This is a genomic window from Rhizobium sp. PL01 (genome assembly GCF_033447125.1).
Classification (GTDB): domain Bacteria; phylum Pseudomonadota; class Alphaproteobacteria; order Rhizobiales; family Rhizobiaceae; genus Pararhizobium.
Map to the genome: position 1 here is coordinate 179,027 of NZ_JAWQUM010000009.1, position 22,874 is coordinate 201,900.

At 60.1% G+C, this 22,874-nt stretch carries 26 protein-coding genes; 10 read left to right on the forward strand and 16 right to left on the reverse strand.

The genetic code is table 11. The features are described from left to right. Positions 1-65: 65 nt before the first annotated feature. The 7 genes from pnp to rbfA all read right to left on the reverse strand — a co-directional run bounded on the left by pnp (position 66) and on the right by rbfA (position 7,084). A complete protein-coding gene (gene pnp, locus R6X40_RS21100) occupies positions 66-2,198 on the reverse strand; it encodes a polyribonucleotide nucleotidyltransferase (RefSeq protein ID WP_318415768.1) in 2,133 nt (710 codons plus the stop codon). Positions 2,199-2,560: 362 nt separating this feature from the next. Then, a complete protein-coding gene (rpsO, locus tag R6X40_RS21105; protein WP_318415769.1) occupies positions 2,561-2,830 on the reverse strand; it encodes a 30S ribosomal protein S15 in 270 nt (89 codons plus the stop codon). Positions 2,831-3,008: 178 nt separating this feature from the next. Then, a complete protein-coding gene (locus R6X40_RS21110) occupies positions 3,009-3,341 on the reverse strand; it encodes an SH3 domain-containing protein (protein ID WP_318415770.1) in 333 nt (110 codons plus the stop codon). Between the two features lie 58 nt (positions 3,342-3,399). Next, complete coding sequence (locus R6X40_RS21115) at positions 3,400-5,124, reverse strand: sensor histidine kinase (RefSeq protein ID WP_412178431.1); 1,725 nt, start codon at positions 5,122-5,124, stop codon at positions 3,400-3,402. Between the two features lie 161 nt (positions 5,125-5,285). Next, positions 5,286-6,221, reverse strand: a complete 936-nt coding sequence (gene truB, locus R6X40_RS21120) for a tRNA pseudouridine(55) synthase TruB (RefSeq protein WP_318415773.1) — start codon at positions 6,219-6,221, stop codon at positions 5,286-5,288. A gap of 3 nt (positions 6,222-6,224) precedes the next feature. After that, the gene (locus tag R6X40_RS21125) at positions 6,225-6,680 is read right to left on the reverse strand and encodes a hypothetical protein (RefSeq protein ID WP_318415775.1); all 456 of its coding nucleotides are present in this window, start codon (positions 6,678-6,680) and stop codon (positions 6,225-6,227) included. Beyond that, complete coding sequence (gene rbfA / locus R6X40_RS21130; protein ID WP_318415777.1) at positions 6,680-7,084, reverse strand: 30S ribosome-binding factor RbfA; 405 nt, start codon at positions 7,082-7,084, stop codon at positions 6,680-6,682. Before rbfA ends, R6X40_RS21125 begins: the two co-directional genes overlap by 1 nt. A 188-nt stretch (positions 7,085-7,272) precedes the next feature. Here rbfA and R6X40_RS21135 point away from each other — a divergent pair, with 188 nt between their 5' ends. The 3 genes from R6X40_RS21135 to R6X40_RS21145 all read left to right on the forward strand — a co-directional run bounded on the left by R6X40_RS21135 (position 7,273) and on the right by R6X40_RS21145 (position 9,480). Then, the gene (locus R6X40_RS21135) at positions 7,273-8,019 is read left to right on the forward strand and encodes a type 1 glutamine amidotransferase (protein ID WP_318415778.1); all 747 of its coding nucleotides are present in this window, start codon (positions 7,273-7,275) and stop codon (positions 8,017-8,019) included. 188 nt (positions 8,020-8,207) lie between these two features. After that, the gene (locus tag R6X40_RS21140; RefSeq protein ID WP_318416030.1) at positions 8,208-8,903 is read left to right on the forward strand and encodes a pentapeptide repeat-containing protein; all 696 of its coding nucleotides are present in this window, start codon (positions 8,208-8,210) and stop codon (positions 8,901-8,903) included. A 115-nt stretch (positions 8,904-9,018) separates the two neighbouring features. Beyond that, positions 9,019-9,480, forward strand: a complete 462-nt coding sequence (locus R6X40_RS21145) for a GFA family protein (RefSeq protein ID WP_318415781.1) — start codon at positions 9,019-9,021, stop codon at positions 9,478-9,480. Here the strand turns inward: R6X40_RS21145 and R6X40_RS21150 are convergent. From R6X40_RS21150 to R6X40_RS21165, 4 genes are read right to left on the reverse strand one after another with little or no spacing between them, the layout of a single operon-like run. Next, the gene (locus R6X40_RS21150; protein ID WP_318415782.1) at positions 9,477-9,776 is read right to left on the reverse strand and encodes a CcdB family protein; all 300 of its coding nucleotides are present in this window, start codon (positions 9,774-9,776) and stop codon (positions 9,477-9,479) included. The two genes, R6X40_RS21145 and R6X40_RS21150, sit on opposite strands and share 4 nt — an antisense overlap. Beyond that, entirely contained in the window at positions 9,776-10,006 is a 231-nt protein-coding gene (locus R6X40_RS21155) for a type II toxin-antitoxin system CcdA family antitoxin (protein ID WP_318415784.1), read from the reverse strand. Before R6X40_RS21155 ends, R6X40_RS21150 begins: the two co-directional genes overlap by 1 nt. A gap of 56 nt (positions 10,007-10,062) precedes the next feature. Next, the gene (gene lepA / locus R6X40_RS21160) at positions 10,063-11,889 is read right to left on the reverse strand and encodes a translation elongation factor 4 (RefSeq protein ID WP_412178432.1); all 1,827 of its coding nucleotides are present in this window, start codon (positions 11,887-11,889) and stop codon (positions 10,063-10,065) included. A gap of 58 nt (positions 11,890-11,947) precedes the next feature. Next, complete coding sequence (locus tag R6X40_RS21165) at positions 11,948-13,228, reverse strand: MFS transporter (protein WP_318415786.1); 1,281 nt, start codon at positions 13,226-13,228, stop codon at positions 11,948-11,950. Positions 13,229-13,446: 218 nt separating this feature from the next. Here R6X40_RS21165 and R6X40_RS21170 point away from each other — a divergent pair, with 218 nt between their 5' ends. From R6X40_RS21170 to R6X40_RS21180, 3 genes are all read left to right on the forward strand, one after another. Beyond that, positions 13,447-14,022 carry an XRE family transcriptional regulator gene (locus tag R6X40_RS21170; protein WP_318415788.1) on the forward strand — a complete coding sequence of 192 codons (576 nt, stop codon included), beginning with the start codon at positions 13,447-13,449 and terminating at the stop codon, positions 14,020-14,022. A 5-nt stretch (positions 14,023-14,027) separates the two neighbouring features. Further along, positions 14,028-14,558, forward strand: a complete 531-nt coding sequence (locus R6X40_RS21175; protein WP_318415790.1) for a GNAT family N-acetyltransferase — start codon at positions 14,028-14,030, stop codon at positions 14,556-14,558. Positions 14,559-14,717: 159 nt separating this feature from the next. Continuing rightward, entirely contained in the window at positions 14,718-15,095 is a 378-nt protein-coding gene (locus R6X40_RS21180; RefSeq protein ID WP_318415791.1) for a hypothetical protein, read from the forward strand. Between the two features lie 58 nt (positions 15,096-15,153). On the opposite strand, the gene R6X40_RS21185 is transcribed toward R6X40_RS21180, so the two are convergent. Next, positions 15,154-15,882 carry an anti-sigma factor domain-containing protein gene (locus R6X40_RS21185; protein WP_318415792.1) on the reverse strand — a complete coding sequence of 243 codons (729 nt, stop codon included), beginning with the start codon at positions 15,880-15,882 and terminating at the stop codon, positions 15,154-15,156. Further along, positions 15,879-16,430, reverse strand: coding sequence for a sigma-70 family RNA polymerase sigma factor (locus R6X40_RS21190; RefSeq protein ID WP_318416032.1), 552 nt, complete (start codon positions 16,428-16,430; stop codon positions 15,879-15,881). Before R6X40_RS21190 ends, R6X40_RS21185 begins: the two co-directional genes overlap by 4 nt. Positions 16,431-16,670: 240 nt before the next feature. Here R6X40_RS21190 and R6X40_RS21195 point away from each other — a divergent pair, with 240 nt between their 5' ends. The 3 genes from R6X40_RS21195 (at position 16,671) to R6X40_RS21205 (ending at position 19,580) form a co-directional block, all read left to right on the forward strand. Continuing rightward, a complete protein-coding gene (locus tag R6X40_RS21195; protein WP_318415793.1) occupies positions 16,671-17,459 on the forward strand; it encodes a DUF4394 domain-containing protein in 789 nt (262 codons plus the stop codon). 170 nt (positions 17,460-17,629) lie between these two features. Further along, positions 17,630-18,295: an OmpA family protein gene (locus R6X40_RS21200; protein ID WP_318415794.1), complete on the forward strand. Its 666-nt coding sequence runs from the start codon at positions 17,630-17,632 to the stop codon at positions 18,293-18,295. 187 nt (positions 18,296-18,482) lie between these two features. Further along, on the forward strand, positions 18,483-19,580 hold the full coding sequence (locus R6X40_RS21205; protein WP_318415795.1) for a helix-turn-helix transcriptional regulator: 1,098 nt from the start codon (positions 18,483-18,485) through the stop codon (positions 19,578-19,580). Here R6X40_RS21205 and R6X40_RS21210 read toward each other — a convergent pair. Then, positions 19,577-20,635 (reverse strand): lysine-2,3-aminomutase-like protein, encoded by a 1,059-nt coding sequence (locus R6X40_RS21210; RefSeq protein ID WP_318415796.1) that lies wholly within the window; start codon positions 20,633-20,635, stop codon positions 19,577-19,579. The two genes, R6X40_RS21205 and R6X40_RS21210, sit on opposite strands and share 4 nt — an antisense overlap. Then, entirely contained in the window at positions 20,632-21,702 is a 1,071-nt protein-coding gene (epmA, locus tag R6X40_RS21215; RefSeq protein WP_318415798.1) for an EF-P lysine aminoacylase EpmA, read from the reverse strand. The genes R6X40_RS21210 and epmA overlap by 4 nt, the downstream gene beginning before the upstream one ends. Positions 21,703-21,895: 193 nt before the next feature. Here epmA and efp point away from each other — a divergent pair, with 193 nt between their 5' ends. After that, a complete protein-coding gene (gene efp / locus R6X40_RS21220) occupies positions 21,896-22,465 on the forward strand; it encodes an elongation factor P (RefSeq protein ID WP_318415800.1) in 570 nt (189 codons plus the stop codon). A 75-nt stretch (positions 22,466-22,540) separates the two neighbouring features. Here the strand turns inward: efp and R6X40_RS21225 are convergent, their stop codons facing one another. Further along, the gene (locus R6X40_RS21225) at positions 22,541-22,870 is read right to left on the reverse strand and encodes a hypothetical protein (protein ID WP_318415801.1); all 330 of its coding nucleotides are present in this window, start codon (positions 22,868-22,870) and stop codon (positions 22,541-22,543) included. Positions 22,871-22,874 lie beyond the last annotated feature (4 nt).

Genomic DNA, 22,874 nt, shown 5'->3' on the forward strand with positions numbered 1-22,874 from the left:
GGGAAAATAAGAAAGGGCGCGGAACGATCCGCTCCGCGCCCGTAGTCGATTAATCAGCCAAACGCTTATTCAGCAGCTTCGCCTTCGCCCTTGGCGACTTCCTTGCCGGTGGCCTGATCGACAACCTTCATGGAGAGGCGAACCTTGCCGCGCTCATCGAAGCCCATCAGCTTGACCCAGACCTTGTCGCCTTCCTTGACGACGTCGGAGGTCTTGGCAACGCGATCGGAAGCCAGCTGCGAGATGTGCACGAGGCCGTCACGCGGGCCGAAGAAGTTGACGAAAGCGCCGAAGTCGGCGGTCTTGACGACCGTGCCTTCGTAGATCTGGCCAACTTCCGGCTCTGCAACGATCGAGTGGATCCACTTGCGGGCCGCTTCGATTTCCTTCGCAGAGGACGAAGCGATCTTGATCGTGCCGTCGTCATCGATGTTGATCTTGGCGCCGGTCTTTTCGACGATTTCGCGGATGACCTTGCCGCCCGAACCAATGACTTCACGGATCTTGTCGACCGGGATGTTCATGACTTCGATGCGCGGTGCGAATTCGCCGAGCTGGCTGCGGCCTTCGGTGATGGCATTGGCCATCTCGCCGAGGATGTGCTTGCGGCCGCCCTGCGCCTGGCTGAGCGCGACCTTCATGATCTCTTCGGTGATACCGGCGATCTTGATGTCCATCTGCAGCGAGGTGATGCCGTCGGCAGTACCGGCGACCTTGAAGTCCATGTCGCCGAGGTGATCTTCGTCGCCGAGGATGTCGGAGAGAACGGCGAAACGTTCACCTTCGAGGATCAGGCCCATAGCAATACCGGCAACCGGTTTGGCCAAAGGAACGCCAGCATCCATCAGTGCGAGCGAAGTGCCGCAGACGGTTGCCATCGAGGACGAGCCGTTCGACTCGGTGATCTCGGAAACGACGCGCAGCGTGTAGGGGAACTGGTCTGCAGCCGGCAGCATCGGACGGATAGCGCGCCATGCGAGCTTGCCGTGGCCGATTTCGCGGCGGCCCGGGGAGCCCATGCGGCCTGTTTCGCCGACCGAGTAGGGCGGGAAGTTGTAGTGCAGCAGGAACTTTTCCTTGTACATGCCGGTCAGGCTATCGACGTACTGTTCGTCTTCGCCGGTGCCGAGCGTGGCAACAACGATCGCCTGCGTTTCACCGCGGGTGAACAGAGCCGAGCCGTGAGTACGCGGCAGGATGCCGACTTCGGAAACGATCTTGCGAACCGTGTCGAGATCGCGTCCGTCGATGCGGCTCTTGGTGTCGAGGATGTTCCAGCGAACGATCTTGGCCTGCAGGTGCTTGAAGACCGCGCCGATGACTTCGTTGGAATACTTTGGCTCAGCACCTTCCGGGAAGAAGTGAGCCTTGACCTTTGCCTTGACGGCGTCAACGGCAGCGTAACGCTCAGCCTTCTGGGTGTTCTTGTAGGCAGCGCGCAGTTCTGTCTCTGCCATGCCGAGCATTTCTGCTTCGAGTTCGGAATGATCTTCCGGAGTGAAGTCGCGCGGTTCCTTGGCAGCCACTTCAGCGAGCTTGATGATCGCGTCGATGACCGGCTGGAAGCCCTTGTGGCCGAACATGACGGCGCCGAGCATGATCTCTTCGTTGAGTTCCTTGGCTTCGGATTCAACCATCAGGACGGCGTCCTGGGTGCCTGCGACAACGAGGTCGAGGATCGACTCAGGCATTTCGTCGAGATGCGGGTTCAGAACGTACTGGCCGTTGATGTAGCCAACGCGTGCGCCACCGACCGGGCCCATAAAAGGGATGCCGGAGATCGTCAGGGCTGCGGAGGCAGCAACCATGGCCAACACGTCCGGATCGTTTTCAAGGTCATGCTGCATGACGGTGACGACGATCTGGGTGTCGTTCTTGTAGCCATCAGGAAACAGCGGGCGGATCGGGCGGTCGATCAGGCGGGAAACCAGAGTTTCCTTTTCCGACGGACGGCCTTCGCGCTTGAAATAGCCGCCTGGGATCTTGCCGGCTGCGTAAGTCTTTTCCTGGTAGTTGACGGTCAGCGGGAAGAAATCCTGGCCCGGCTTCGGCGACTTGGCCGAAACGACGGTGGCGAGAACAACGGTCTCGCCGTAGGTGGCGAGAACTGCGCCGTCAGCCTGACGGGCGATCTTGCCGGTTTCGAGCTTGAGCGGGCGGCCTGCCCATTCAATTTCGACTGTGTGGGTATCGAACATGCTTTGTCCTTCGTGTGCGGCAATGCCGCGCCGCAGCCAGTTTGGCGCGGGCGGCAGTGTTTCCGCTGATATGACACATCACGGGCAAGACAACGGGAGGCTTCTAAATTCGGCTGGCGCTCGTTCCGCTCCCTCAAAGCCTGATGCTTTCGGTGCGTGGAAAACGCGCAAGCGCCGAAGCATCCTGCAATCCTGCCCCATGACAGGTCGTCGGTTGGTTCCGCAGGACCGGCCCATCCGGTCTGCTAGGGTGTCCGCTTCCAACAGCGCCGTTTCGGCTTTTTGAAAGCGTAAACGCGGGATGTATCCCGCAAAAAACAAACCGGCGGGCCCCTTGTTGAAGGGTCCCGCCGGTGTAAGGCTTAGCGGCGAATGCCGAGAGCAGCAATCAGCTTGGTATACCGTGCCTCTTCCTTGCCCTTGACATAGTCAAGAAGCGAGCGGCGGGTAGAAACCATTGCCAGAAGGCCACGACGCGAGTGGTTGTCCTTCTTGTGGCCCTTGAAGTGTTCGGTCAGGTTATTGATCCGCTCAGTGAGGATCGCAACCTGGACTTCCGGAGAACCGGTGTCGCCTTCGACGGTTGCGTATTCCTTGATAAGCGCAGCCTTGCGCTCTGCAGTGATCGACATCGTGTGATCCTTTCAATGTTAGGATTTCTGGTCGCCAGCAGCCGGGATGTCGTCTAGCTGCGGCCATGAAGGCAAAAGTCCGCAGAGAGCGGGGTCTGATGCTGGCGCTGCCTATAAACCATCCGGCATTAAAAAGAAAGAGGGCGGATAAAGCACCCTGAAAACCCCTGGATTGCCATCATGGCGGCGGGGTACGCGGATGCATCGGGGCAGACTTGCCGCGATCACCTGCAATCGCGCAATCGAGATAGGTCGAAAATACCCAGCCCACCGTCTCGCCACGAATGGCGATCCTAGCCCATCGCTTGCCGCCGAGCGCCTGCCGTTCAACGACCTCAACGGCTGTACCGTTGCGGAGAGTAGAAAGCACAGCGCCTTGAGGCTCGGATCGGACGTTCAATGGCGTGCCGGTTGGGTCTGCGACCACGCATTCGGCGGCAAAGGCCGCTGGTGGTCCGCCCGCCAGCATGACTGCAGAGACGATAGCCGTCGTAATGATGTTCAGTCGCATTGCACACCTTCCAAGATAGAGGCCAAGACGCGGCAAGCCGTGATCACATAGAATAAGCCTAAGGTGCGACCGAGAGATTGGCACTCAGCTTTTCATCCGGGACTTTGACGCGCCATTCGATCCCGTCAGCGTGCATGACCCGCTCCAGTTTGGCGTCCAGCGCCATGCCGAGCATACGTTCCAGCACCATGGTGCCGAAGCCCTTGCGAACGCTACCGGCCGTATCCGGATCGATATCGGCGCCCTTTTCCCTCCAGACCAACAGGAACGTCCCATCCGCAATCGACCACTGCAAATCGATCGAACCGCTACTATTGGCAAGCGCGCCGTACTTCGTCGCATTGGTCGCCAGCTCGTGCAGGGCCATACCAAGCGTCTGTGATACCTGCGGATCCAGCCGCACCGGCGGTCCCGACAGATGAACCCGCTCCGGATCGTCGGGAATGAACGGCTGCAGCTGGTTCTGTGCCAGTTCGCGAAAATCAACGCCCTGAGCCGCATTGGCAATCATCAGGTCGGTCGAGCGGGCAAGGCCGGCAATACGCTTGCGGAAGGTTTCGGCGAAATCCACCCGGTTTTCGGCTGCGTTGAGCGACTGGTTGAGCATCGACTGGATGACGGTGAGCTGGTTCTTCGAGCGATGCGCGACCTCGCGCATCAAGAAGCGAATTTCGTTCTCCGCCTTTCTGCGCGCCTGCGCTGCTTCAGCCAAAGCCGCCGATACCGTTTCGATTTCCGCGATCATGTGCTTGCGCGGTGCAATCGGCCGGCCTGCTCCCAGCAGATGCGCATCCCGGGCCAGAACTTTGACGCCCTGCGTCAGAAGGCTGGCGATGGTGGCGGATCCGGCTATGGCAATACCGGCAAAGAGAAGTCCACCTAGGGATAGCCAGAGATAGGACCAGAGTGCGGGCGCATCGACATCGGCGCTTTTTGCCCACGCAACGATCTTCCAGCCGGTGAGCACGGAAAATTCCGTGACGGTCCGATACTCCACCCCATCATGGACGGCATCACCCACACCGACGCGCAAGGCCGGAACGATTTCCATGAAGAACGGCTTGCCGGTGGCGAGCCCTGGATCGGACGAGGCGATGACATTGCCCGCGCCATCCAGCAAGGCCGCATTCCAGCCGGGCGACAGCACATCGCGGTTGACGGCCTTCGACATATTCTCCGCGTTGCGCGTCAGTGTCAGAAGATAATCGCTGTTACCGAGCGGCGTGGTGATCGGGAGATAGACATTGAACACCCATTTTTGGGCCGTCTTGCCGAAGAAGACATTCGAAATGTAAGGCCCGCCATTGCGAAAAGCCTGATCGACCGATGGCGGATCGGATGCCTTGCCGAGCGGACTGCCGTAAGGGACACGCGTGTTGAAGAGTTGATTGTGCCCGCGGTCGATCACCAGGAGATTGGAGTCCGTGTCCGCAAGCGACGAGCGCGCGCGATCATAGAATTGAGAAAGATTGTTGCCATCATTGGCGCCCGCTGCCGCCAGCACCTTGAGGGTGGTCAACATGCCGTCGACCTCGCGCTCGACCAGACGCGTGACGGATCCCGTCGACGCCTTGAGCAGCGCTGTTACGACACGCTCCTGCTCATCGATGCTGCGCTTCAGGATAATCATCGAGAATACGAAGGACGGGACGATGGCGACAAGCACGAGCACCGTCAGATAGAACGACAGCGGCCGCCTCAGCCGTGAGCGCAGGCGCGTTCTCCAGGAACCTCCCGGCCCGCTCTTTTTGTCCTGTCCGTCGCTCAAGCGTCCCTCATCCACCGCCCCAGGCCCGCACGCCGGGGCACTGTATCACCATCACGTACCGCCGCGTGTTACCGTGGCATAGGTACGAATCCCGATCACAGACCGGACCATGCGCCAGCGAATTTATGAAGGCAACCGATCCGGCGTGAGGAAATCTATGGAACGGCCGTGAAGTTTCAACCGGTGACGAACACGCGCTTCGGCCGGAATTCGCCTTCGCCGATCTCGCCAATGGCAACCAGCTTGCCGCGCGAGGTCGCATAGGCTTCCGGTTCAGACGCCGGCGCATCGCGGCCGCGCAGGATGATCGGATTGCCCATTTTCAGGCGGTGGGCCTGATCTTCGGTGATGGCGATATGCGGCAGGTTCGACAGCGCTTCGCCGGTATCGATCAGGAAAGCATCAAGCGCTTCCAACCGTTCCTCGTCGCTTTCGATCTTTTCCAGCGCGACGAGTTCAGCCAGCGGCACCATGCTCTCTTCGGCAAAAGGCGCGACAAAGCTGCGGCGCAGCGAAGCGATATGACCGAAACAACCGAGGTCGCGGCCGAAGTCGCGTGCCAGCGAACGCACATAGGTACCCTTGCCGCATTCAATCTCGAAATGCGCCAGATTTGTCGTGCAACCGAGCAGCGACAGACGAAACACCTCGACTTCGCGGGCCGGGATATCGACGGTTTCGCCTTCGCGGGCGAGATCGTAAGCACGGTTGCCGTCGATCTTGATCGCTGAAAACTGCGGCGGCACCTGGCTAATCACGCCGGTATAGTTTGGCAGCAACGCACGGATGTCTTCCTCGGAGGGACGCGTATCAGACGACTGCGTGACCTCGCCTTCGAGGTCGTCGGTCGAGCGCTCTTCGCCCCAGGCGACGGCGAATTCATAGATTTTGCGGCCGTCCATGACATAGGGAACAGTCTTTGTGGCATCACCCAGCGCGATCGGCAGCATACCGGATGCCAACGGATCGAGCGTACCCGCATGACCGGCCTTCTGCGCCTTGAACAGCCACTTGATCTTCGACACGGCCTCGGTCGAGCCGAAATCCAGCGGCTTGTCGAGGATCAGCCAGCCGGAAATCGGGCGGCCCTTGGGCTTGCGAGGTTTTGACATGGTTCAGGCTCTTTTTTTACGAAACGTCGCGGCAGTCTTGGCAACGCTGCCATCCGGCATTTTCTGGCTGTTGCCCTTTTCAAATCCCAGGGCGTAAAGCCGCCTGGCGATCAGGTATCCGGCAGCAATGGTGGCACCGTTTTCGATGCTGTAATCTTCGCCCAGGCTTTCGGCCAGCAAGGGCTCGATGGCGCCGAGCGGCGGCTTTCCGGAAGCGGCGGCCTCAATCAGCAGTTTCTCGTTGTAGGGCGAGAAGACGACGGCTTCGAGCTTTTTCATCTCGCGGTCGCCGTGGGCGATTTCCTTGCCGCTCCGAAACGGCAGGCCGGAGGCGACGACCATTTCGATCAGGCGCACAGCCTCGGCATTGTCAAACCGCGCCAGTCCGTTGCGATAGAAAGATTGGCGCTGCTCGAACGTCCAGGCATTGAGTTCGTCCAGAGTGATGTGCTTTGCCATCACTCCTCGCCGTCTTCATCCTTCAGGTCGCGCATGACCTCCGGAGACCGCAGAAGCGCATCGATCTTCTTGTAATTGTCGAAGCTGGTATCGTCCTTGAAACGGACTTCCGGCATGTATTTCAGCTGCCGGATATGCGGGGTCAGACGGCCGCGAATGTATTTGGCGTGGCGGTTCAGCGCTTCGATAACGTTGGCATGATCGGCAACACCGAGCGGCGTCACGAAGGCCGTGGCAACGCGCAGGTCAGTCGACATGCGAACCTCGGAGATCGAGATCACCGTCGTCTCGAGCAACGGATCGCGCACTTCGCCGCGCTGCAGCACCTGTGTCAGGCCTGCACGAACCTGTTCGCCGACCCTCAGCATGCGCTGCGAGGGGGCAGAGGAAGTCACTTTACTCATGGTTTTTCCGATGTCTGGCGTTTCAAGGAACGCGACCAAGGCGGTCCAATGCTACTTTCAGGCCAAAAGGTCAAGGCTTTCCGGCCATTCCTCCAGCCTCGCCAGCAGTGAAATCGGGCTGCAACCCCCTTGAAACGCGGCACGGGGCGTGGTCAACCTGATCGAAATTGCAAGCAAGTGGAGACAGGATGCGGGTTCTGGTGGTTGAAAACATGGCACATTCCGACCTTGGACAGGTTGGCTTGGCGCTGCAGGAATCAGGCGCCGAGATCGACCTGTGCCAGCCGTTCACCGGCCAAGCGCTGCCCGGTGACATCCACGGTCATGATGCCCTCGTCGTGCTTGGCGGAGAGCAAAGTGCGGTCGACGACCACATTCATCCCTACCTGCCGGAGCTTGCCCGATTGATGCGCGCCTTTGCCGATGCCGGTAAGTCTGTGCTCGGCATCTGCCTCGGTAGCCAGCTTCTGGCCCGCGCCCACGGCGGCGACAATCTTCTCGGTAGAACGCGGGAGTTCGGCTGGCATGGCGTCGAACTGACGGCGGAAGGCAAACGCGATCCGGTGCTGAGCGCCGCCGGCTCCGCCTTCAAAAGCTTTGAATGGCATTCCGACAGTTTCACGCTTCCACCCGGCGCCGTGCATCTGGCCCAAAACCCGGCCGTTGCCAATCAGGCCTTCCGCATCGGCCGCGCTGCCTATGGCATGCAGTTTCATTTCGAGGCGGGAGCATCTGTTGTCGAGGGTTGGAACCGAACCTTCGAAGGCGTGATCAACCGGCTGAATCCTGACTGGCTGCCGCACTACCCTCAGCATGCCGCAAAGCATGCGCAGCAGGCGGATGAAGCCGGATTGGCGCTGGCCCGCGCCTGGGTTGCAACGATCCAGCACGCAGGCGGTGTTGACACTCCGGAAATGGCCGGCGTGAGCGCCTGACACATAAACGTGTTCCGCCGTTTGCCCCGAGGGTCTGCGGTTCCTATCTACTACAACGGGACACACTGTTATAAGCGCAAGACGTTTGCCCGGCTGAGGCGGACGGAGGAGCAGAGAAGCGCATGACGATTTTTTCCACCAGGCATGGCCGCCGGGCTGCCCCGGCAACTGGCAAGACCCGACAGACAATGGCGCTCGCCGCCGCATTGCTTCCGGCCGTTGTGCTGGCAACTTTTTTTGCCGCGTCTTCGCCGGCGATTGCCGCCTATTGCGGCAGCACGCCAGAGCCGGGGCTGGACTGGAGCGAGTGCACCAAGAAGAACCTGATGCTGCCCTCCAGCGAACTCGAAGGCGCCAACCTCTCCGGCACGGATTTTTCGCTGACTGACCTTAGCGGCTCGAACCTGACATCGGCCAACCTCGAAAAGGCCAATCTGGTGCGCGCCTGGCTGGCCGGGGCCAGAGCTGAAAAGGCCAATTTCGCCCGTGTCGAGGCCTATCGCTCAAGTTTTGCCAACATTGCCGCCAACGGCGCCTCGTTTGCCGGCGCCGAACTGCAGCGCGCCGATTTCAGCGGCGCTGATCTGACCGGCGCCAATTTTGAAAAGGCGGAAGTTGGCCGTGTCCTGTTCAAGGGTGCGGTGCTGACCGGTACGCGCTTTTCGCTGGCCAACCTGTCGCGCGCCAATCTCAGCGGCGCGACCTTTGAAGGGCCGCTGGATTTCGATCAGGCCTTCATGTTCCTCACCCATATCGAGGGGCTGGATCTCTCCGCAGCCAAGGGTCTCGAACAGGCCCAGGTGGATCTGGCCTGCGGCGACAAGGAAACGAAGCTACCGGAAGGACTGACCACACCAACGGCATGGCCCTGCGCCTCGGACTGAGCCGGCTAATGAATTGTACGGCCCATCCAGCACTTGGGGCCGCTTCGGCCAGCGGCGCCACTGGACAAGAGAGGCTTCTCAGCTAGGTTCAACGGCAGAATCGGAGGAGCGAATCATGAGCAAAGTGACTATCCCTCAGGAAGGTGGCTGCCGTTGCGGCCAGGTGCGGTTAAAAATCAGCGCGCAGCCGTTCCTGACCATGGCCTGCCACTGCACCGGCTGCCAGAAAATGTCCTCCAGCGCCTATTCGCTGAGTGCCGCCATCCCGGCCGAGGGTTTTGAAGTCATTGCCGGCGAACCGGTGATCGGCGGCCTTCACGGTGCCGACCGCCACTATTTCTGCCCGCACTGCATGACCTGGATGTTCACCCGCCCTCAAGGCATGGACTGGTTCGTCAACCTGCGCGCCACCATGCTGGATGACACAAGCGGAGTTTCCCCTTTCGTCGAGACCTTCACCAGCGAGAAACTGGCCTTTGCCGAGACCGGTGCCGTGCACTCCTACGAGACATTTCCACCCATGGAGGCCTTTGAGGGGCTGATGCAGGAATTTGCCGCGCGGGCAGCGTCCGCCTAAAATCCCTGAAACAGAAAATCCGTGGCACCGGTGATGGCGTCCGCATGACCGGCGAGGTCGGCCACGGTCTCTCCGATTTCAGATATGGGGACCGCCGCGATACGTTGCGTCGCCATGACGTAATGCTCTCCGTTGATCAGGAAACGGGGATTGAGCCGGGAAATCGACCAGGACATGTCGCCCACCGGATACAGAGGCACCATCACTTTGGAGGGCAGGTCGCCAAGTATGTTTTCTTGTAGATCAATGGCCAAGATGGGTTCTGACTTCAGCCGGTAGACTTGGAATCTGGCCATCAGAATTGGCGATATTTCGCCAAGGGTAAGCCATGCTTTTCGATATATTCGTTCTCTAGCCGGATTGCCTCGGCATTTTCGAGCCGCCAGAGACGTTCCTGCTCAGCCTTGACGGCGCGCTCGATGCCATCCTCCGCCGCACGCGACAAATTGATCTTGAGGTCACGGGCCTGCGATACGAGACTGCTATCGAGAGACAGATTGGCAGATTTGCGGGCGGACTGAGACATAAACTCTCCATCGGGTATGCGCCTAATATATGCGCATACCCGATGAAAGAGAAGTCTTACTCGTCGCTCATCTTCAGCGCTGCGATGAATGCTTCCTGTGGAATGTCCACCTTGCCGAACTGGCGCATGCGCTTCTTGCCGGCCTTCTGCTTGTCGAGCAGCTTGCGCTTGCGCGAGGCGTCGCCGCCGTAGCATTTTGCCGTCACGTCCTTACGCAGCGCCGAGATGGTTTCGCGGGCGATGACGTTGCCGCCAATAGCGGCCTGGATCGGGATCTTGAACATGTGCTTGGGGATCAGATCCTTGAGCTTTTCGCACATGTCGCGGCCGCGCCGTTCAGCAGCCATGCGGTGCACCATCATCGACAGTGCATCGACGGGTTCACCGTTGACCAGTACCGACAGCTTGACCAGATGGCCTTCGCGGTGGTCGCTCAGGTGATAGTCGAACGAGGCATAGCCCTTCGAGATCGACTTCAGCCGGTCGTAGAAATCGAACACGACTTCGTTAAGCGGCAGGTCGTAGGTCAGCATGGCGCGCTTGCCGACATAGGTGAGCTCGATCTGCAAGCCGCGCCGATCCTGGCACAGCTTCAGAATGCCGCCGAGATAGTCGTCTGGCGTCAGGATCGTCGCGCGAATCCAGGGCTCGTGGATTTCCGCGACCTTGACGACATCCGGCATGTCAGCCGGATTGTGCAGCTCCCGCTCTGTACCGTCGTTCATGAACAGCTTGTAGACGACGGACGGAGCCGTTGCGATCAGGTCGAGATCGAACTCGCGCTCGAGGCGTTCCTGGATGATTTCGAGATGCAGCAGCCCGAGGAAGCCGCAACGGAAACCGAAGCCCAGCGCTGCAGACGATTCCATTTCAAAGGAGAAGGAGGCGTCGTTGAGGCGCAGCTTGCCCATGGCGGAGCGCAGGTCCTCGAAATCGGCGGCATCGACCGGGAAGAGACCGCAGAAGACGACTGGCTGGGCCGGCTTGAAGCCTGGTAGCATCTTCGCCGTCTGGCGCTTGTCTTCGGTGATGGTATCGCCGACGCGGGTGTCGGCCACTTCTTTGATCGAGGCCGTGATGAAGCCGATCTCGCCGGGGCCGAGCGCCTCGACATTGACCATCTTCGGCGTGATGACGCCGACACGCTCTACCTGATATTTTGCATCCGCGCCCATCATCCGCACGGTCATGCCTTTTTTCAGCGTGCCGTCGAGAACGCGCACGAGAACGATGACGCCGAGATAGGCATCATACCAGCTATCGACCAGCAGCGCCTTCAGCGGACCATTGGCCCCTGCTTCGCTCTTTGGTGCCGGTAGCTGATGCACGATCGCTTCGAGTACATCGGGGATGCCGAGGCCGGTCTTGGCCGAGATCAACACGGCCTGCGACGCGTCGATGCCGATGACTTCCTCGATCTGTTCGCGGATGCGGTCGGGCTCGGCGGCCGGCAAGTCGATCTTGTTGAGGACGGTTACGATCTCGTGGTTGTTGTCGATCGCCTGATAGACGTTGGCAAGCGTTTGGGCTTCGACGCCCTGCGACGCGTCCACCACCAGCAGCGAGCCCTCGCAGGCCGACAACGAACGCGAGACTTCATAGGCGAAGTCGACGTGACCGGGGGTGTCGATCAGGTTGAGGACATAGGTCTCGCCATTGTTGGCGACGTAATGCAGGCGCACGGTCTGCGCCTTGATGGTGATGCCGCGCTCCTTCTCGATATCCATGCTATCGAGAACCTGTTCCGACATTTCGCGCGCGGCAAGGCCGCCCGTCGACTGGATCAACCGGTCAGCCAGCGTCGACTTGCCATGGTCGATATGCGCGACGATCGAGAAATTGCGGATGTGCGACAGGGGCGTCTGTGAAGGTGTTGTGCTCATGGGCCGCATATAGCAGCGGTATCAACCGCCGCAAAGCGGGAAATGCAGGCTTTGTTCACTATAATTGCCGGATATCGCCCGCAACCGGATCTCCCTCAACCATCGCACCGGCATTCGGCATCTGTGCGCTCTTCATCTCGAAGTTCTCGCGCAGATGCGGCGGCACCGTTTCGCGGAATTTCAGGCGCACGGTCACGAAGGCTGCGTAAGCGAGCGCCGTGCCCATGGCCGCATAGATGAAGGTCTTCGGCCCGAACACCGGCGTCAGTAACGTGATCGACAAGGGAATGATCGTGGCGGCGATCGACCAGCACATCAGAAGCGTCGAGGCGAGCGGTACGAAATCGGCTGGCGCGGTGCGATCATCGGCATGGGCATTGGCGATCGAGTAGACGGTTTCGACGGCACCGGCGAAAACGGCAAAGACCAGCATCAGCAGGATCAGGTTGGCAAACGAGACACTGAGCGCCAACACGGCAGCGGCTGAAATCAGCAGGCAGACGAGGATCAGCACGATACGCCGGTCGATTGTGTCCGACAGCACGCCCATCGGATACTGGATGAAGATTAGCCCGAACTGCATGACCAGCATCAGCAATGCGACATCGCCCTGGGTGACCGAATTGGCGGCGGCATAGATCGGCGTAAAGCCCTGCACGGCCATGGAAAGCCCACCAGCGGCGAGAACACCGACGAAGGCAACGGGGGAATTGCGCCAGACCATTGGCACATCGACGCTGACCTTGGCCGGCGGCGGCGGATTGGGCAGACGCGTCAGGCCGATCGGCAGGATCGCCATGGTGGTGAAGAAGATGGTGAGCAGCGGCGCTAGGTTGCCTTCCGCCGGGATCTGGCCAAACAGCCAGGCGCCGAGACCGATGGCGATGACATAGACCATGTAGAACACCGACATCGCCTTGCCGCGCCAGCTGTTGGCGCTGGCATGGTTGAGCCAGCTCAGCGAGATGATGAAATTGATATTGCCCGCTGCACCATAGACGCCGCGCGCAAAAACCCAGAGCAACGGATGAAAACCGAGCGCAATCAGAAAGGCCGAAAGCAACACCAGCGCCATCGAGCAGGAAAACGCCCGTGCATGGCCGACCCTTCGGATCATCGGCCCGGCAACGACGCACCCCGCGAGACCACCGAACGCAAGAGCGGTTACCGCCGCACCTGCGACCCATGGCGGGCTGTCGCCTTTCGCCAGAAGGAACGGCACATAGGCGAACATCATGCCATTGCCGATGCCGACGCAGGCCATTGAGGCAACGATGCTGGCGATCGACAGCACGGATGCCCGCGGCTGCTCGGATCTGATCTCTTCTATCGCCGCCATCCGCCCTCTCAAACTGCATCAGGCCGCCACGGGAGGCACCTGCTCAAGCATCTGCTAACACATTGATCAAATGGCGGTTTCCCGATTGGTCCGCATGGATACCAGACTATCAATAGCCACAGCGCTTTGATGTCGTCAAAGCGGCATGCTGCGGATTTATTTGGAGCGCGCCAGGATTTCCGTTTGACTCTACTATAAGAAGCGACAATTCTCTTATAATGGAAAATTCAGATCATTTCGAAACCGATATTGCCGAACGCTTGAAATCCCTCCGGCTGTCTCAGACGATGACGCTTGACGATCTTGCTACCCGCGCCGGTGTCAGCCGGGCGATGATCTCGCGCATCGAACGCGGCGAGGCAAGCCCGACGGCCCAGCTTCTCGCCCGGCTGTGCAGCGCACTGGGCACAACATTGTCACGGTTTTTCGCCGATGGCGAAAGCACCGGCGATCCCCTCTCGCGCCGAAAGGACCAGCGCGTCTGGCGCGATCCGGAGACCGGCTATCTGCGCCGCTCGGTTTCACCGGATGGTACCGGTTCACCGGTCGATATCGTCGAGGTCGAGTTTCCACCGGGCGGGCGCGTCATGTTCGAGCAGCAGCAGTTCGACGCTGGCCTTACCCAGCATCTTTGGCTGTTCGAGGGACGACTGACCATGACCGCTGGCGACCAGACACATGTGCTGGAAGCGGGCGACTGCCTGTTCATGCGGCTCGCCGAAGCACACATCTTTCACAATCCGCACGGCAAGCCTGCGCGCTACGCCATCATCCTCAACCGCAGCAAAGTCTAATCCAGATGCCCAACATCACGATCCGTACACTCACGCCTTCCGAAGCGACCGCCGCCCTGCCGGCGCTTGCGGACATCCTGTCCGACTGCGTCGAGGGCGGCGCCTCCGTCGGCTTCATGTCGCCCTATACGCAGCAGGACGCGATCCCCTACTGGCAAGGGGTCGCCAAGGCAGTCGCTGAGGGTAACACGGTGCTGATCACCGCCGAGACGGACGGCGAAATCCTCGGCACGGTTCAACTCGGTATCGGCATGATGCCGAACCAGCCGCATCGCGCCGACCTGAAGAAGCTGCTTGTTCATCGAAAGGCGCGTGGTCTTGGCCTTTCGCGTCTACTGATGGATGCTGCCGAAGCTGAGGCAATAAAACATAGAAGGCACGTTCTCGTGCTCGACACGGCAACCGGAAGTCCAGCCGAGACCATCTATGAAAAATACGGTTGGCAGCGCGTCGGTGTCATTCCGAAATATGCGCTGATGCCGGATGGCAGCTATTGCGGCTCGACATTTTTCTACAAGTCGCTTGCGAGCGATTGACTTGCAGCGCGCCACGGGCATTCCACCTGCTTTCGTCACCAAAAATGGCCATATGGCCCGGGAAAAAATGACATCTTCAGCGTCGCCGGGCCATTCCGCGCCCCTTATGTTCGTGCTAGCTCATGTTCTGCTTAAGGGCAGAGATTCAAAGGGGAAACTATGAAAACTATTCGTCAGCGCGCGGGTCTGGCCGTGCTTTCCATCGCCATGCTTCTCGGCGGCATCTCGGTTGCCTCGGCAGCCGATGTTACCTTCGAGATGAAGAACAGCCATCCGAATGCCGTCGAAGTCGAGCTTTACAGCCAGGATCGCGACCATGTCTGGCCGGGCAAGAACCAAGTTTACCTGCTGGACGACGGCGAAACCAAGCAGATTCCGCTGTCTTGCGACCAGGGCGAAAAGATCTGCTACGGCGCCTGGATTTCCGGCGACAAGGAAACCTATTGGGGCACCGGTCCGGACAACGCCGAAACCTGCACCGATTGCTGCTACACCTGCACGGGCGGCAACACCGAAGAAATCGACCTGACGCAATAATCAATCAAACAAGACTGTCGGGTGCTCCAGACCGAAGCACCCGACAGTCTTGCCACATTCAACGTGGCATCTTGGCAAAGCCCTTGACCAGAATGGGGCCAGTCGGCCGGCCGGTCGGCGAGCCGCCAGCCTGCTCGATCGTGATCTCGTAAAGTTGCGCTTCCTGCGGCGGCGGCAGGGCCGGGCCATTGAGGACCATGTTTTCCGAACGCGGCAGAAGGCCCAACGAGACAGGCCCCAGGTCCTTGGAAGGAAGCGTCCAGACCTGCATGATGCGCCCTTCCGGCACCTTGAAATCAACAAGCGGCATCACCCGTGCCGACGCATTGCCGAAATCCTCGACGATCGCCTGTGGCTCTCCCGCCGTATCCAGCAAGACGGCAACAACACGCGGCTCCGGCTGCGACAGCAGGCTCCAGCCCAGACCAACCGCCAGGAGCAACGACGCAGCAATCCCGGACAGCGCTGCCCGGCGCCATCCGGCACTACCGTTATCGTTGGCCGGATAGATCGTGGCCTGAGGAACGTCTTGGGCAGCCACTACCGGCTTTCCAGCCTTTGGGTCTTCGAGCGTCGCCGCAATGCGGCCCCACAAGCCCTCCGGCTCGGCAGCCGGCTTTGCCAGAAGATCGAGCGCCAGAAAACGGTCACGGCTTGCAGCGACAGCGGCACGCAAGGCAGCGTCGGTTTCGATTTCCATGTCAACACGGGCGTGATCGGCTGCATCCAGGAGGCCGAGTACATATTCGTCGGCCAGTTCATCGATATCCTGCTTGACGACGCTCATGCCATGCACTCCCGAAGCGAGGCCAATCCGCGGCGAACCCAGGCCTTGGCCGTGCCAAGCGGCACGTTCAGCCGGCCGGCAATCTCGCCATGGGTATATCCGGATAGATAGACCATCAGGATGCTCCGGCGCTTGGTCTCATCGAGCCGCGACAGGCATTCGCGCAATCTGTTCTGGCGGTCGAGATCGGCCCAGACATTGGCGGCATGGTCCATGTGTTCGGCATCATGCAGGTCGGCCAGATTGTCCGGCTCGGTAAACTCCAGACGTTTGCCATCGCGCACCAGATTGAGCGCGCGGTTGCGGGCAATCGCGTAGATCCAGCCACGCGCCGATCCCCGGTCCGGCGCATATTGCCCGGCCTTGGTCCAAATCTGAATGAAGGCCTCCTGCACGACATCTTCGGCCAGTTCGCGCCGGCGCAGGATGCGCTGGGCAACGGCGACGAGCCTTGCGCCTTCGAGTTCGAAGATCGTCCGAAGCGCATTGCGATCACCCTTTGCGCAACGGGCCAGCGCATCCGCCAATCTTTCCTGGTGTTCCTGCATCCCGCTCCCGCTGTCTCCCTCGCCGCCGCTATGGCGTTTTGGTTGCATCAATCCCATCGACGGGCCCTGCTTGAGTGTCAACATAGGCGTTTTACCCGCCAGAGCGATCTCTGGATGCATTTCGCGAAAATAAAATTTTACTGGCTGCATCCAAACACGGCACCCCGCGTGTCTACCCGTTGGATGGCTGCCTGAGATGCCGCTTCCGTTGACGATTTCAGACAACAAAGGAGACTTCGGATGAAGACCATGAAGACTGCATTGATCGCCTCGACCGTGCTTTTCGGTAGCGCAACCATCGGCGCAGCAGCGCCGGTTGTCGGTCTTGTCGGCGAAAAGACCTTGATCATGTTCGACACCGCAAGCCCGACGGTGACGAAGACGATGGATGTGACCGGCGTCGATAGCCTCGTCGGCATCGACTATCGCCCCTCCAACAAAACCGTCATCGGCGTGACGCCAGACAGCACGATCGTCACGATCGATCTCGAAACTGGCGCGGCTACGGTCGTCGCCAAGATGAACACGCCGCTTGCCATCGACGACAAACCTGTGGTGGTCGATTTCAATCCGATGGCCGACCGGCTGCGTTTCATGACTGGCACGACCAATCACCGTGTTCATCCCGACACCGGCGAAGTCACCGTCGACGGCAAACTCGCCTTCGAGGAAACCGACATGCACAAGGGCGAAGCGCCGAACATCGTCGCGGCTGCCTATATCAACTCGCACGGCAAGCCGGAAAAGACTGGGATGTACAATATCGATGCGACGATCGGTGCTTTGATCAAGCAGACCAAGCCGAATGACGGCACGCTGGCCGCGATCGGCAAGCTCGGCATCGACGGCGCGGCACCGACCTTCGCCTTCGACGTCCAGACCACGGCGGATGGAACCAATACCGCCTGGCTTGCCAATGGTACCAAGCTCTACACCGTCAACCTGGAAACCGGCGCTGCCACTGCAGCGGGCGAGGTCACTGGTGCTACCGGCGCCATCCGCGACATCACCGTCCTGCCGGCAATGTAACGATCATCAAGCGCTCAGGCCGGTAACAATACCGGCCTGAGCGGCTCTGAAAGAGCTGCGAACCACGACCGGAAACAGAAAGTTCATCTCCCAAAAGGCTTGCTCTTCATCTTCCTGCCGCAATCAGTAGTATGAAGCAAAGGAAGCACCATTTGGGGACCTCTGATTCTATGATCAAGAAAATCGCCGTACTGGCCATCGCCGCAGTCTATCTTTCCGGCTGCACCACGACCGACCCGTATACGGGCGAGCAGAAAATGTCGAACACCGCCGGCGGCGCGCTGATCGGCGCGGGCCTCGGTGCCGCGACCGGTCTTCTGGTCGGCGGCAGCTCTGCCGGACGCCGCGATGCGGCCCTTGTTGGCGCCGGCATCGGCGCACTCGGCGGCGGCCTGATCGGCAACTACATGGACAGCCAGGAATCCGAGCTGCGCGCGCAGCTGCAGAACACCGGCGTTTCGGTCACCCGCGTCGGCGATCGCATCGTTCTCAACATGCCGGAAAACATCACCTTCGCCACCGATCAGGACCAGATAAGCCCCAGAGGCTATCCGACACTGAGCTCGGTCGCGATCGTGCTGCGCAAGTTCAACAAGACGCTTGTCGATGTCGATGGCCATACCGATTCAACCGGTAGTGCCAGCTACAACCAGGGCCTCTCGGAGCGCCGCGCCATCTCGGTCGCCAACTATCTCAGCTCGCAGGGCGTCGATCAGCGCCGTATGTCGGCCGTCGGCTACGGCCCCGACCGCCCGGTCGCATCGAATGGCAGCCCGGCAGGACGCGCGCAGAACCGCCGTGTTGAAATCTCGATCGCGCCGATCAAACAAGGCTGATCCAGCGTATAGGTTTAAAAAAGCCGGCCATTGCAAAGTGGCCGGTTTTTTTATGTGCAAATTTCCGTCCGTTCCGCATTGAACCAAAAATGGGGCGATCATCGTGCATCTATGCCCACCCCTGCGCCATTGACGCGAGCAGCCCCGCAAACTTAAGGTTGGCTCTTGCGAATGTGAGCAGATTCGAATGCGCGTTAACGCTGAACTTCTCTCTCAAGCCCTGGATCAGGTCCAGGCTGCAATTTTTGAACCCTCCCTGTGGCTGCCGACGATCGAAGCCATCAGCAGGGCGAGCGGTGCTCTGGGTATCAACATCATGGAGCCGTCCGGACGCGGCACATTCGGCGCTGTGCTCAGAACAGAAAAACTCGATATGCTTCTGGAGGGCTATGTGCGCGACGACTGGGCGTCGCGAGATTTTCGCGCCAACCTTCTGCAGCCGCTTCAGCGTTCCGGTGTGGTGCTTGAAGCCCAGGCCGTCTCGAAGGAGCAGTTCGAGCATCATGAATACTATCAATTCATGAGAAAATACGGCGTTGGTGATTGCGTTCTAATGGATATCTCCAGGGGCAAGGATGCGCTATATTTCGTTCTGCAGAACCGTTTGGCTGATGATTCCCCACAGGCAGCGGACATCCCGCACTTTCATGCCATCCGGACGCGGCTGCTGACCGCGGTTCAGCTTGCCCAACAGATCGACGCCAGCAAGATTACAGGCATGGCTGCGGCCTTCCAGACCTCGAATATCGGCTGCATCTTCTTCGACCGGAAAGGCCTCGTCACGTTGACCAACCCGAAAGCCGATGCGCTGCTTTCGGAAGATTTGCGCATTTCGAGGGGCGAAGTACGCGCCGGCTCCGCGCATGAAACTGCACGCTTCCAGCGAGAGCTCAAAATCGCTCTGCAGACACCCGGACCAACCGCAGACACCTTGTCTGCCATTCGCCTGTCGCGCATCGGCAGACGGCCCCTCATTGTCCGTTTTGAGCGGTTTGGCACGCAGCTTGCTGATGTATTTTCGCATTCCAGCGCTGTGGCGCTGATCGAGGATCCGGACGACGAGATGCGGCAGAATCCGGAAACGCTGATGGCGCTCTTCGACCTTACCCCCGCCGAAACGCGGATATCGCTGCTCGTTGCCAGCGGCATGAGCGCCGTCGATATCGCCAGTCAGCACGGTATCGGCCATGAAACAGTCCGAAGCCATATCCGCTCGATATTCCAGAAAACCGGCACCGGCCGGCAATCCGAACTGAGCGCGCTGTTCGGTAAGATCCGTCTTTAGAGAGGCTGGCCGGGCGGGTAAGCATGTTCGGCACCGTTGAAATCCGACACCGTATAGCAGCCACCACCGTTATCCTCGATGGTCGAGGCGCTGATCACCGTCTTGCCGTGGCCACCAGGAATATCGAGGATATAGACGGGCTGGCAGAGGCCGGAGACACGGCCGCGCAACGCGGCAACCAGCGCCTGCCCTTCCTCGATCGTCAGACGAAAATGGCTGGTTCCAGGCGCCAGATCCGGATGATGCAAGTAATAGGGCTTGATGCGGTTTTCGACGAAGGCGCGCATCAGCGCCGCCAGCGTTTCCGGATCATCGTTGACGCCCTTGAGCAGCACCGACTGGCTGACCATGACGATGCCGCTATCGATCAGGCGAGCGCAGGCGGCGCGCGCGTCGGCAGTCAGTTCGCGCGGATGATTGGCGTGCAGCGCCAGATAGGTGGTCTTGCCGCTGGCCTTGAGTGCAGCAATCAGGGCGTCATCGACACGCTCCGGCTCGACCACGGGAACGCGCGTGTGGAAACGGACGATCTTCACGTGATCGATCGATGCCAGCCGCTCCATGAGCGATGCCAGCCTGCGCGGCGAGAGCACCAGAGGATCACCACCGGTGAGAATGACCTCCCAGATCTCGGGATGCCCGGCGATATAGGCAAACGCATTGTCCATCGCCTGTGATGCAAGTGTGCCGAGCCCCTGCGGCCCCACCATTTCGCGGCGAAAACAGAACCGGCAATAGACCGGGCAGACATGCACGGCTTTTAACAAAACGCGATCCGGATATCGATGCACGATGCCTTCGACGGGACTGTGCGCCGCATCGCCGATCGGATCCTCGCGCTCTTCCGGCAGGCGAAGCAGCTCCGCCGCATCAGGAATGAATTGCCGGGCAATCGGATCGTTGGGGTCGTTGGGATCGATCAGCGCGGATATCGCCGGCGTGACGGCGACCGCGTAACGGGCGGCGACATCATCCAGCCCGGCGCGATGGCTGGGGGAAACCAAGCCTGCGCCCTCCAGGTCATCGATCGTCTTCAGGGAACGGAGCGCGGTCATTGACGGCCCTCACTCATGGCCTCGGTCTCCGCGACCGGTGCCCAGATCACCTGGTCGATCCGCGATGCCCCGGTGGCCAGCATCACCAGCCGGTCGAAGCCGAGCGCGCTGCCGCTGGCCTGCGGCATGATCTCGAGCGCGCGCAAAAAGTCCTCGTCCAGGGGATAGGTTTCGCCATAGACGCGCTGTTTCTCAGCCATCTCCATGCCAAAGCGGCGGCGCTGCTCGGCGGCATCGGTCAGCTCGCCAAAGGCATTGGCCAGTTCGACGCCGCAGGCATAGAGCTCGAACCGTTCGGCGACGCGCGCATCATGAGTCGTCGGCCGAGCCAGCGCCGCCTCGGCGACGGGATATTCGTAGAGGATTGTCGCGCGGCCGAAACCGAGATTGGGCTCGACCTTCTCGACGATCACACGGCTGAACATATCGGCCCAGGTATCATCGTCAGCGACCCGCAGTCCGGCAGCGCGCAGGGTATCAGCGAGGCTCTCCCGATCGGTTTCGCCACTCCGGTCGATGGACGACAGGAGATCGACACCCGCGAACTGCTCGAACGCCTCGGCAACGGTGATGCGCTGTGGCTCCACAAACGGATCCGCCAGCGCGCCGCGATAGGTCAGCTGCTTTGCCCCCACCGTTTCGGCTGCAAGACCCAGCATTTGTGCGCAGTCACGCATCAGCGCTTCATAAGTCTCGCCGGCCCGGTACCATTCCAGCATGGTGAATTCCGGGTGGTGCAGCGGGCCGCGCTCACGATTGCGATAGACATGGGCGAAGCAGGCGATGCGCGGCTCACCGGCCGAAAGCAATTTCTTGCAAGCGAACTCCGGTGAGGTGTGGAGATAGAGCGGCGCCGTGCTGCCATCATGATGGATAGCCTGCGTTGCAAAGGCATGCAGGTGCGCCTCGTTGCCGGGAGATACCTGCAGCGTCGCGGTATCGACCTCGACAAAATCACGATCTGCAAAGAAACCGCGCAGCCCCGCCTGAATCCGGTTGCGGCCGATCAGGAAACCACGGCGGTCGGCATGGACATCCGGGGTCCACCAAGGGGAAGCAGCAAGCATCTCGGTCCTATGTCCATCTCGGCAAGTCATTGCTGCGCGCAAATGCGCGTTTCTTCGAGCCTGATCCGCCGTCACACTGGCAATTTGCCCAAATATAGGATAGGTGCGGCCCGAAAACGCATTCTGGCGTCTGTGACGCGCATATTTCGTGCGCTCCTCTACGACGCATCCAGCTCAGTTACAAGGAAGACTTATGGTCAAGGTAATCGCCTCTTCGGTCCGCAAGGGTAATGTTCTTGAAGTGGACGGCAAGCTCTATGCCGTTCTGACCGCCGCGAACTTTCACCCCGGCAAGGGCACGCCTGTCACCCAGGTGGACATGCGCCGCATTTCCGATGGCGTGAAGGTCTCCGAGCGCTGGCGCACCACCGAACAGGTCGAGCGCGCCTTCGTCGAAGACAGCGACCACACCTTTCTGTATGAAGACGGCGAAGGCTTCCACTTCATGAATCCGCAGACCTACGACCAGGTCGCCGTTTCGCCTGACGTCATCGGCGATGACAAGGCCTATCTGCAGGAAGGCATGGTCGTTCAGCTGAAGATGTTTGAAGGTATCGCGCTGGCGCTGGAACTGCCGACCCGCATGACGCTGGAAATCATCGAGACCGAGCCGGTCGTCAAGGGCCAGACGGCATCGTCTTCCTACAAGCCGGCCATCATGTCCAACGGCGTGCGCACAATGGTTCCGCCGCATATCGGCGTCGGCACCCGCGTTGTCATCCTGACGGAAGATGCTTCCTATGTGGAACGCGCCAAGGACTGATCCTTGATATTTTGAATGCAAAACGGGCGCGGTTTCAAACCGCGCCCGTTTTCGTTTCGGCAATAAACCGGAACGTCAGTGCTTCAATTCCGGATAGGCATCCAACACGTCGTCAGCGTCGCCATGCGTATCGTCATAGCCTTCCAGCGTCACGGAAACGCTGTCATCGACATCCAGCCCGCCTTCCCGCCGGACCGCAATGCGCGAACCGTTGTCACGCACAAGAACCGCTTCGCCGTTGAAACCCTGTTTCAAAAGCCAGTCTCGCGGTGCGTTCAGACGGATACGGACCTGACGGCTATCGTCTTCCTCGCGGGCTTCAACCAGTTCATAGGAAACCGGCTGGGAACCCCCGTTGATTTCCAGCTTGCCATGACCACTGCCTTCGGCTGCGAATGTCAGCATAATC

Coding starts and splice junctions, on each gene's coding strand:
- pnp (WP_318415768.1), bottom strand. CDS start 2,198: ATGTTCGATACCCACACAGTCGAAATTGAATGGGCAGGCCGCCCGCTC.
- rpsO (WP_318415769.1), bottom strand. CDS start 2,830: ATGTCGATCACTGCAGAGCGCAAGGCTGCGCTTATCAAGGAATACGCA.
- R6X40_RS21110 (WP_318415770.1), bottom strand. CDS start 3,341: ATGCGACTGAACATCATTACGACGGCTATCGTCTCTGCAGTCATGCTG.
- truB (WP_318415773.1), bottom strand. CDS start 6,221: ATGTCAAAACCTCGCAAGCCCAAGGGCCGCCCGATTTCCGGCTGGCTG.
- R6X40_RS21125 (WP_318415775.1), bottom strand. CDS start 6,680: ATGGCAAAGCACATCACTCTGGACGAACTCAATGCCTGGACGTTCGAG.
- rbfA (WP_318415777.1), bottom strand. CDS start 7,084: ATGAGTAAAGTGACTTCCTCTGCCCCCTCGCAGCGCATGCTGAGGGTC.
- R6X40_RS21135 (WP_318415778.1), top strand. CDS start 7,273: ATGCGGGTTCTGGTGGTTGAAAACATGGCACATTCCGACCTTGGACAG.
- R6X40_RS21140 (WP_318416030.1), top strand. CDS start 8,208: ATGGCGCTCGCCGCCGCATTGCTTCCGGCCGTTGTGCTGGCAACTTTT.
- R6X40_RS21145 (WP_318415781.1), top strand. CDS start 9,019: ATGAGCAAAGTGACTATCCCTCAGGAAGGTGGCTGCCGTTGCGGCCAG.
- R6X40_RS21150 (WP_318415782.1), bottom strand. CDS start 9,776: ATGGCCAGATTCCAAGTCTACCGGCTGAAGTCAGAACCCATCTTGGCC.
- R6X40_RS21155 (WP_318415784.1), bottom strand. CDS start 10,006: ATGTCTCAGTCCGCCCGCAAATCTGCCAATCTGTCTCTCGATAGCAGT.
- lepA (WP_412178432.1), bottom strand. CDS start 11,889: ATGAGCACAACACCTTCACAGACGCCCCTGTCGCACATCCGCAATTTC.
- R6X40_RS21165 (WP_318415786.1), bottom strand. CDS start 13,228: ATGGCGGCGATAGAAGAGATCAGATCCGAGCAGCCGCGGGCATCCGTG.
- R6X40_RS21170 (WP_318415788.1), top strand. CDS start 13,447: ATGGAAAATTCAGATCATTTCGAAACCGATATTGCCGAACGCTTGAAA.
- R6X40_RS21175 (WP_318415790.1), top strand. CDS start 14,028: ATGCCCAACATCACGATCCGTACACTCACGCCTTCCGAAGCGACCGCC.
- R6X40_RS21180 (WP_318415791.1), top strand. CDS start 14,718: ATGAAAACTATTCGTCAGCGCGCGGGTCTGGCCGTGCTTTCCATCGCC.
- R6X40_RS21185 (WP_318415792.1), bottom strand. CDS start 15,882: ATGAGCGTCGTCAAGCAGGATATCGATGAACTGGCCGACGAATATGTA.
- R6X40_RS21190 (WP_318416032.1), bottom strand. CDS start 16,430: ATGCAGGAACACCAGGAAAGATTGGCGGATGCGCTGGCCCGTTGCGCA.
- R6X40_RS21195 (WP_318415793.1), top strand. CDS start 16,671: ATGAAGACCATGAAGACTGCATTGATCGCCTCGACCGTGCTTTTCGGT.
- R6X40_RS21200 (WP_318415794.1), top strand. CDS start 17,630: ATGATCAAGAAAATCGCCGTACTGGCCATCGCCGCAGTCTATCTTTCC.
- R6X40_RS21205 (WP_318415795.1), top strand. CDS start 18,483: ATGCGCGTTAACGCTGAACTTCTCTCTCAAGCCCTGGATCAGGTCCAG.
- R6X40_RS21210 (WP_318415796.1), bottom strand. CDS start 20,635: ATGACCGCGCTCCGTTCCCTGAAGACGATCGATGACCTGGAGGGCGCA.
- epmA (WP_318415798.1), bottom strand. CDS start 21,702: ATGCTTGCTGCTTCCCCTTGGTGGACCCCGGATGTCCATGCCGACCGC.
- efp (WP_318415800.1), top strand. CDS start 21,896: ATGGTCAAGGTAATCGCCTCTTCGGTCCGCAAGGGTAATGTTCTTGAA.
- R6X40_RS21225 (WP_318415801.1), bottom strand. CDS start 22,870: ATGCTGACATTCGCAGCCGAAGGCAGTGGTCATGGCAAGCTGGAAATC.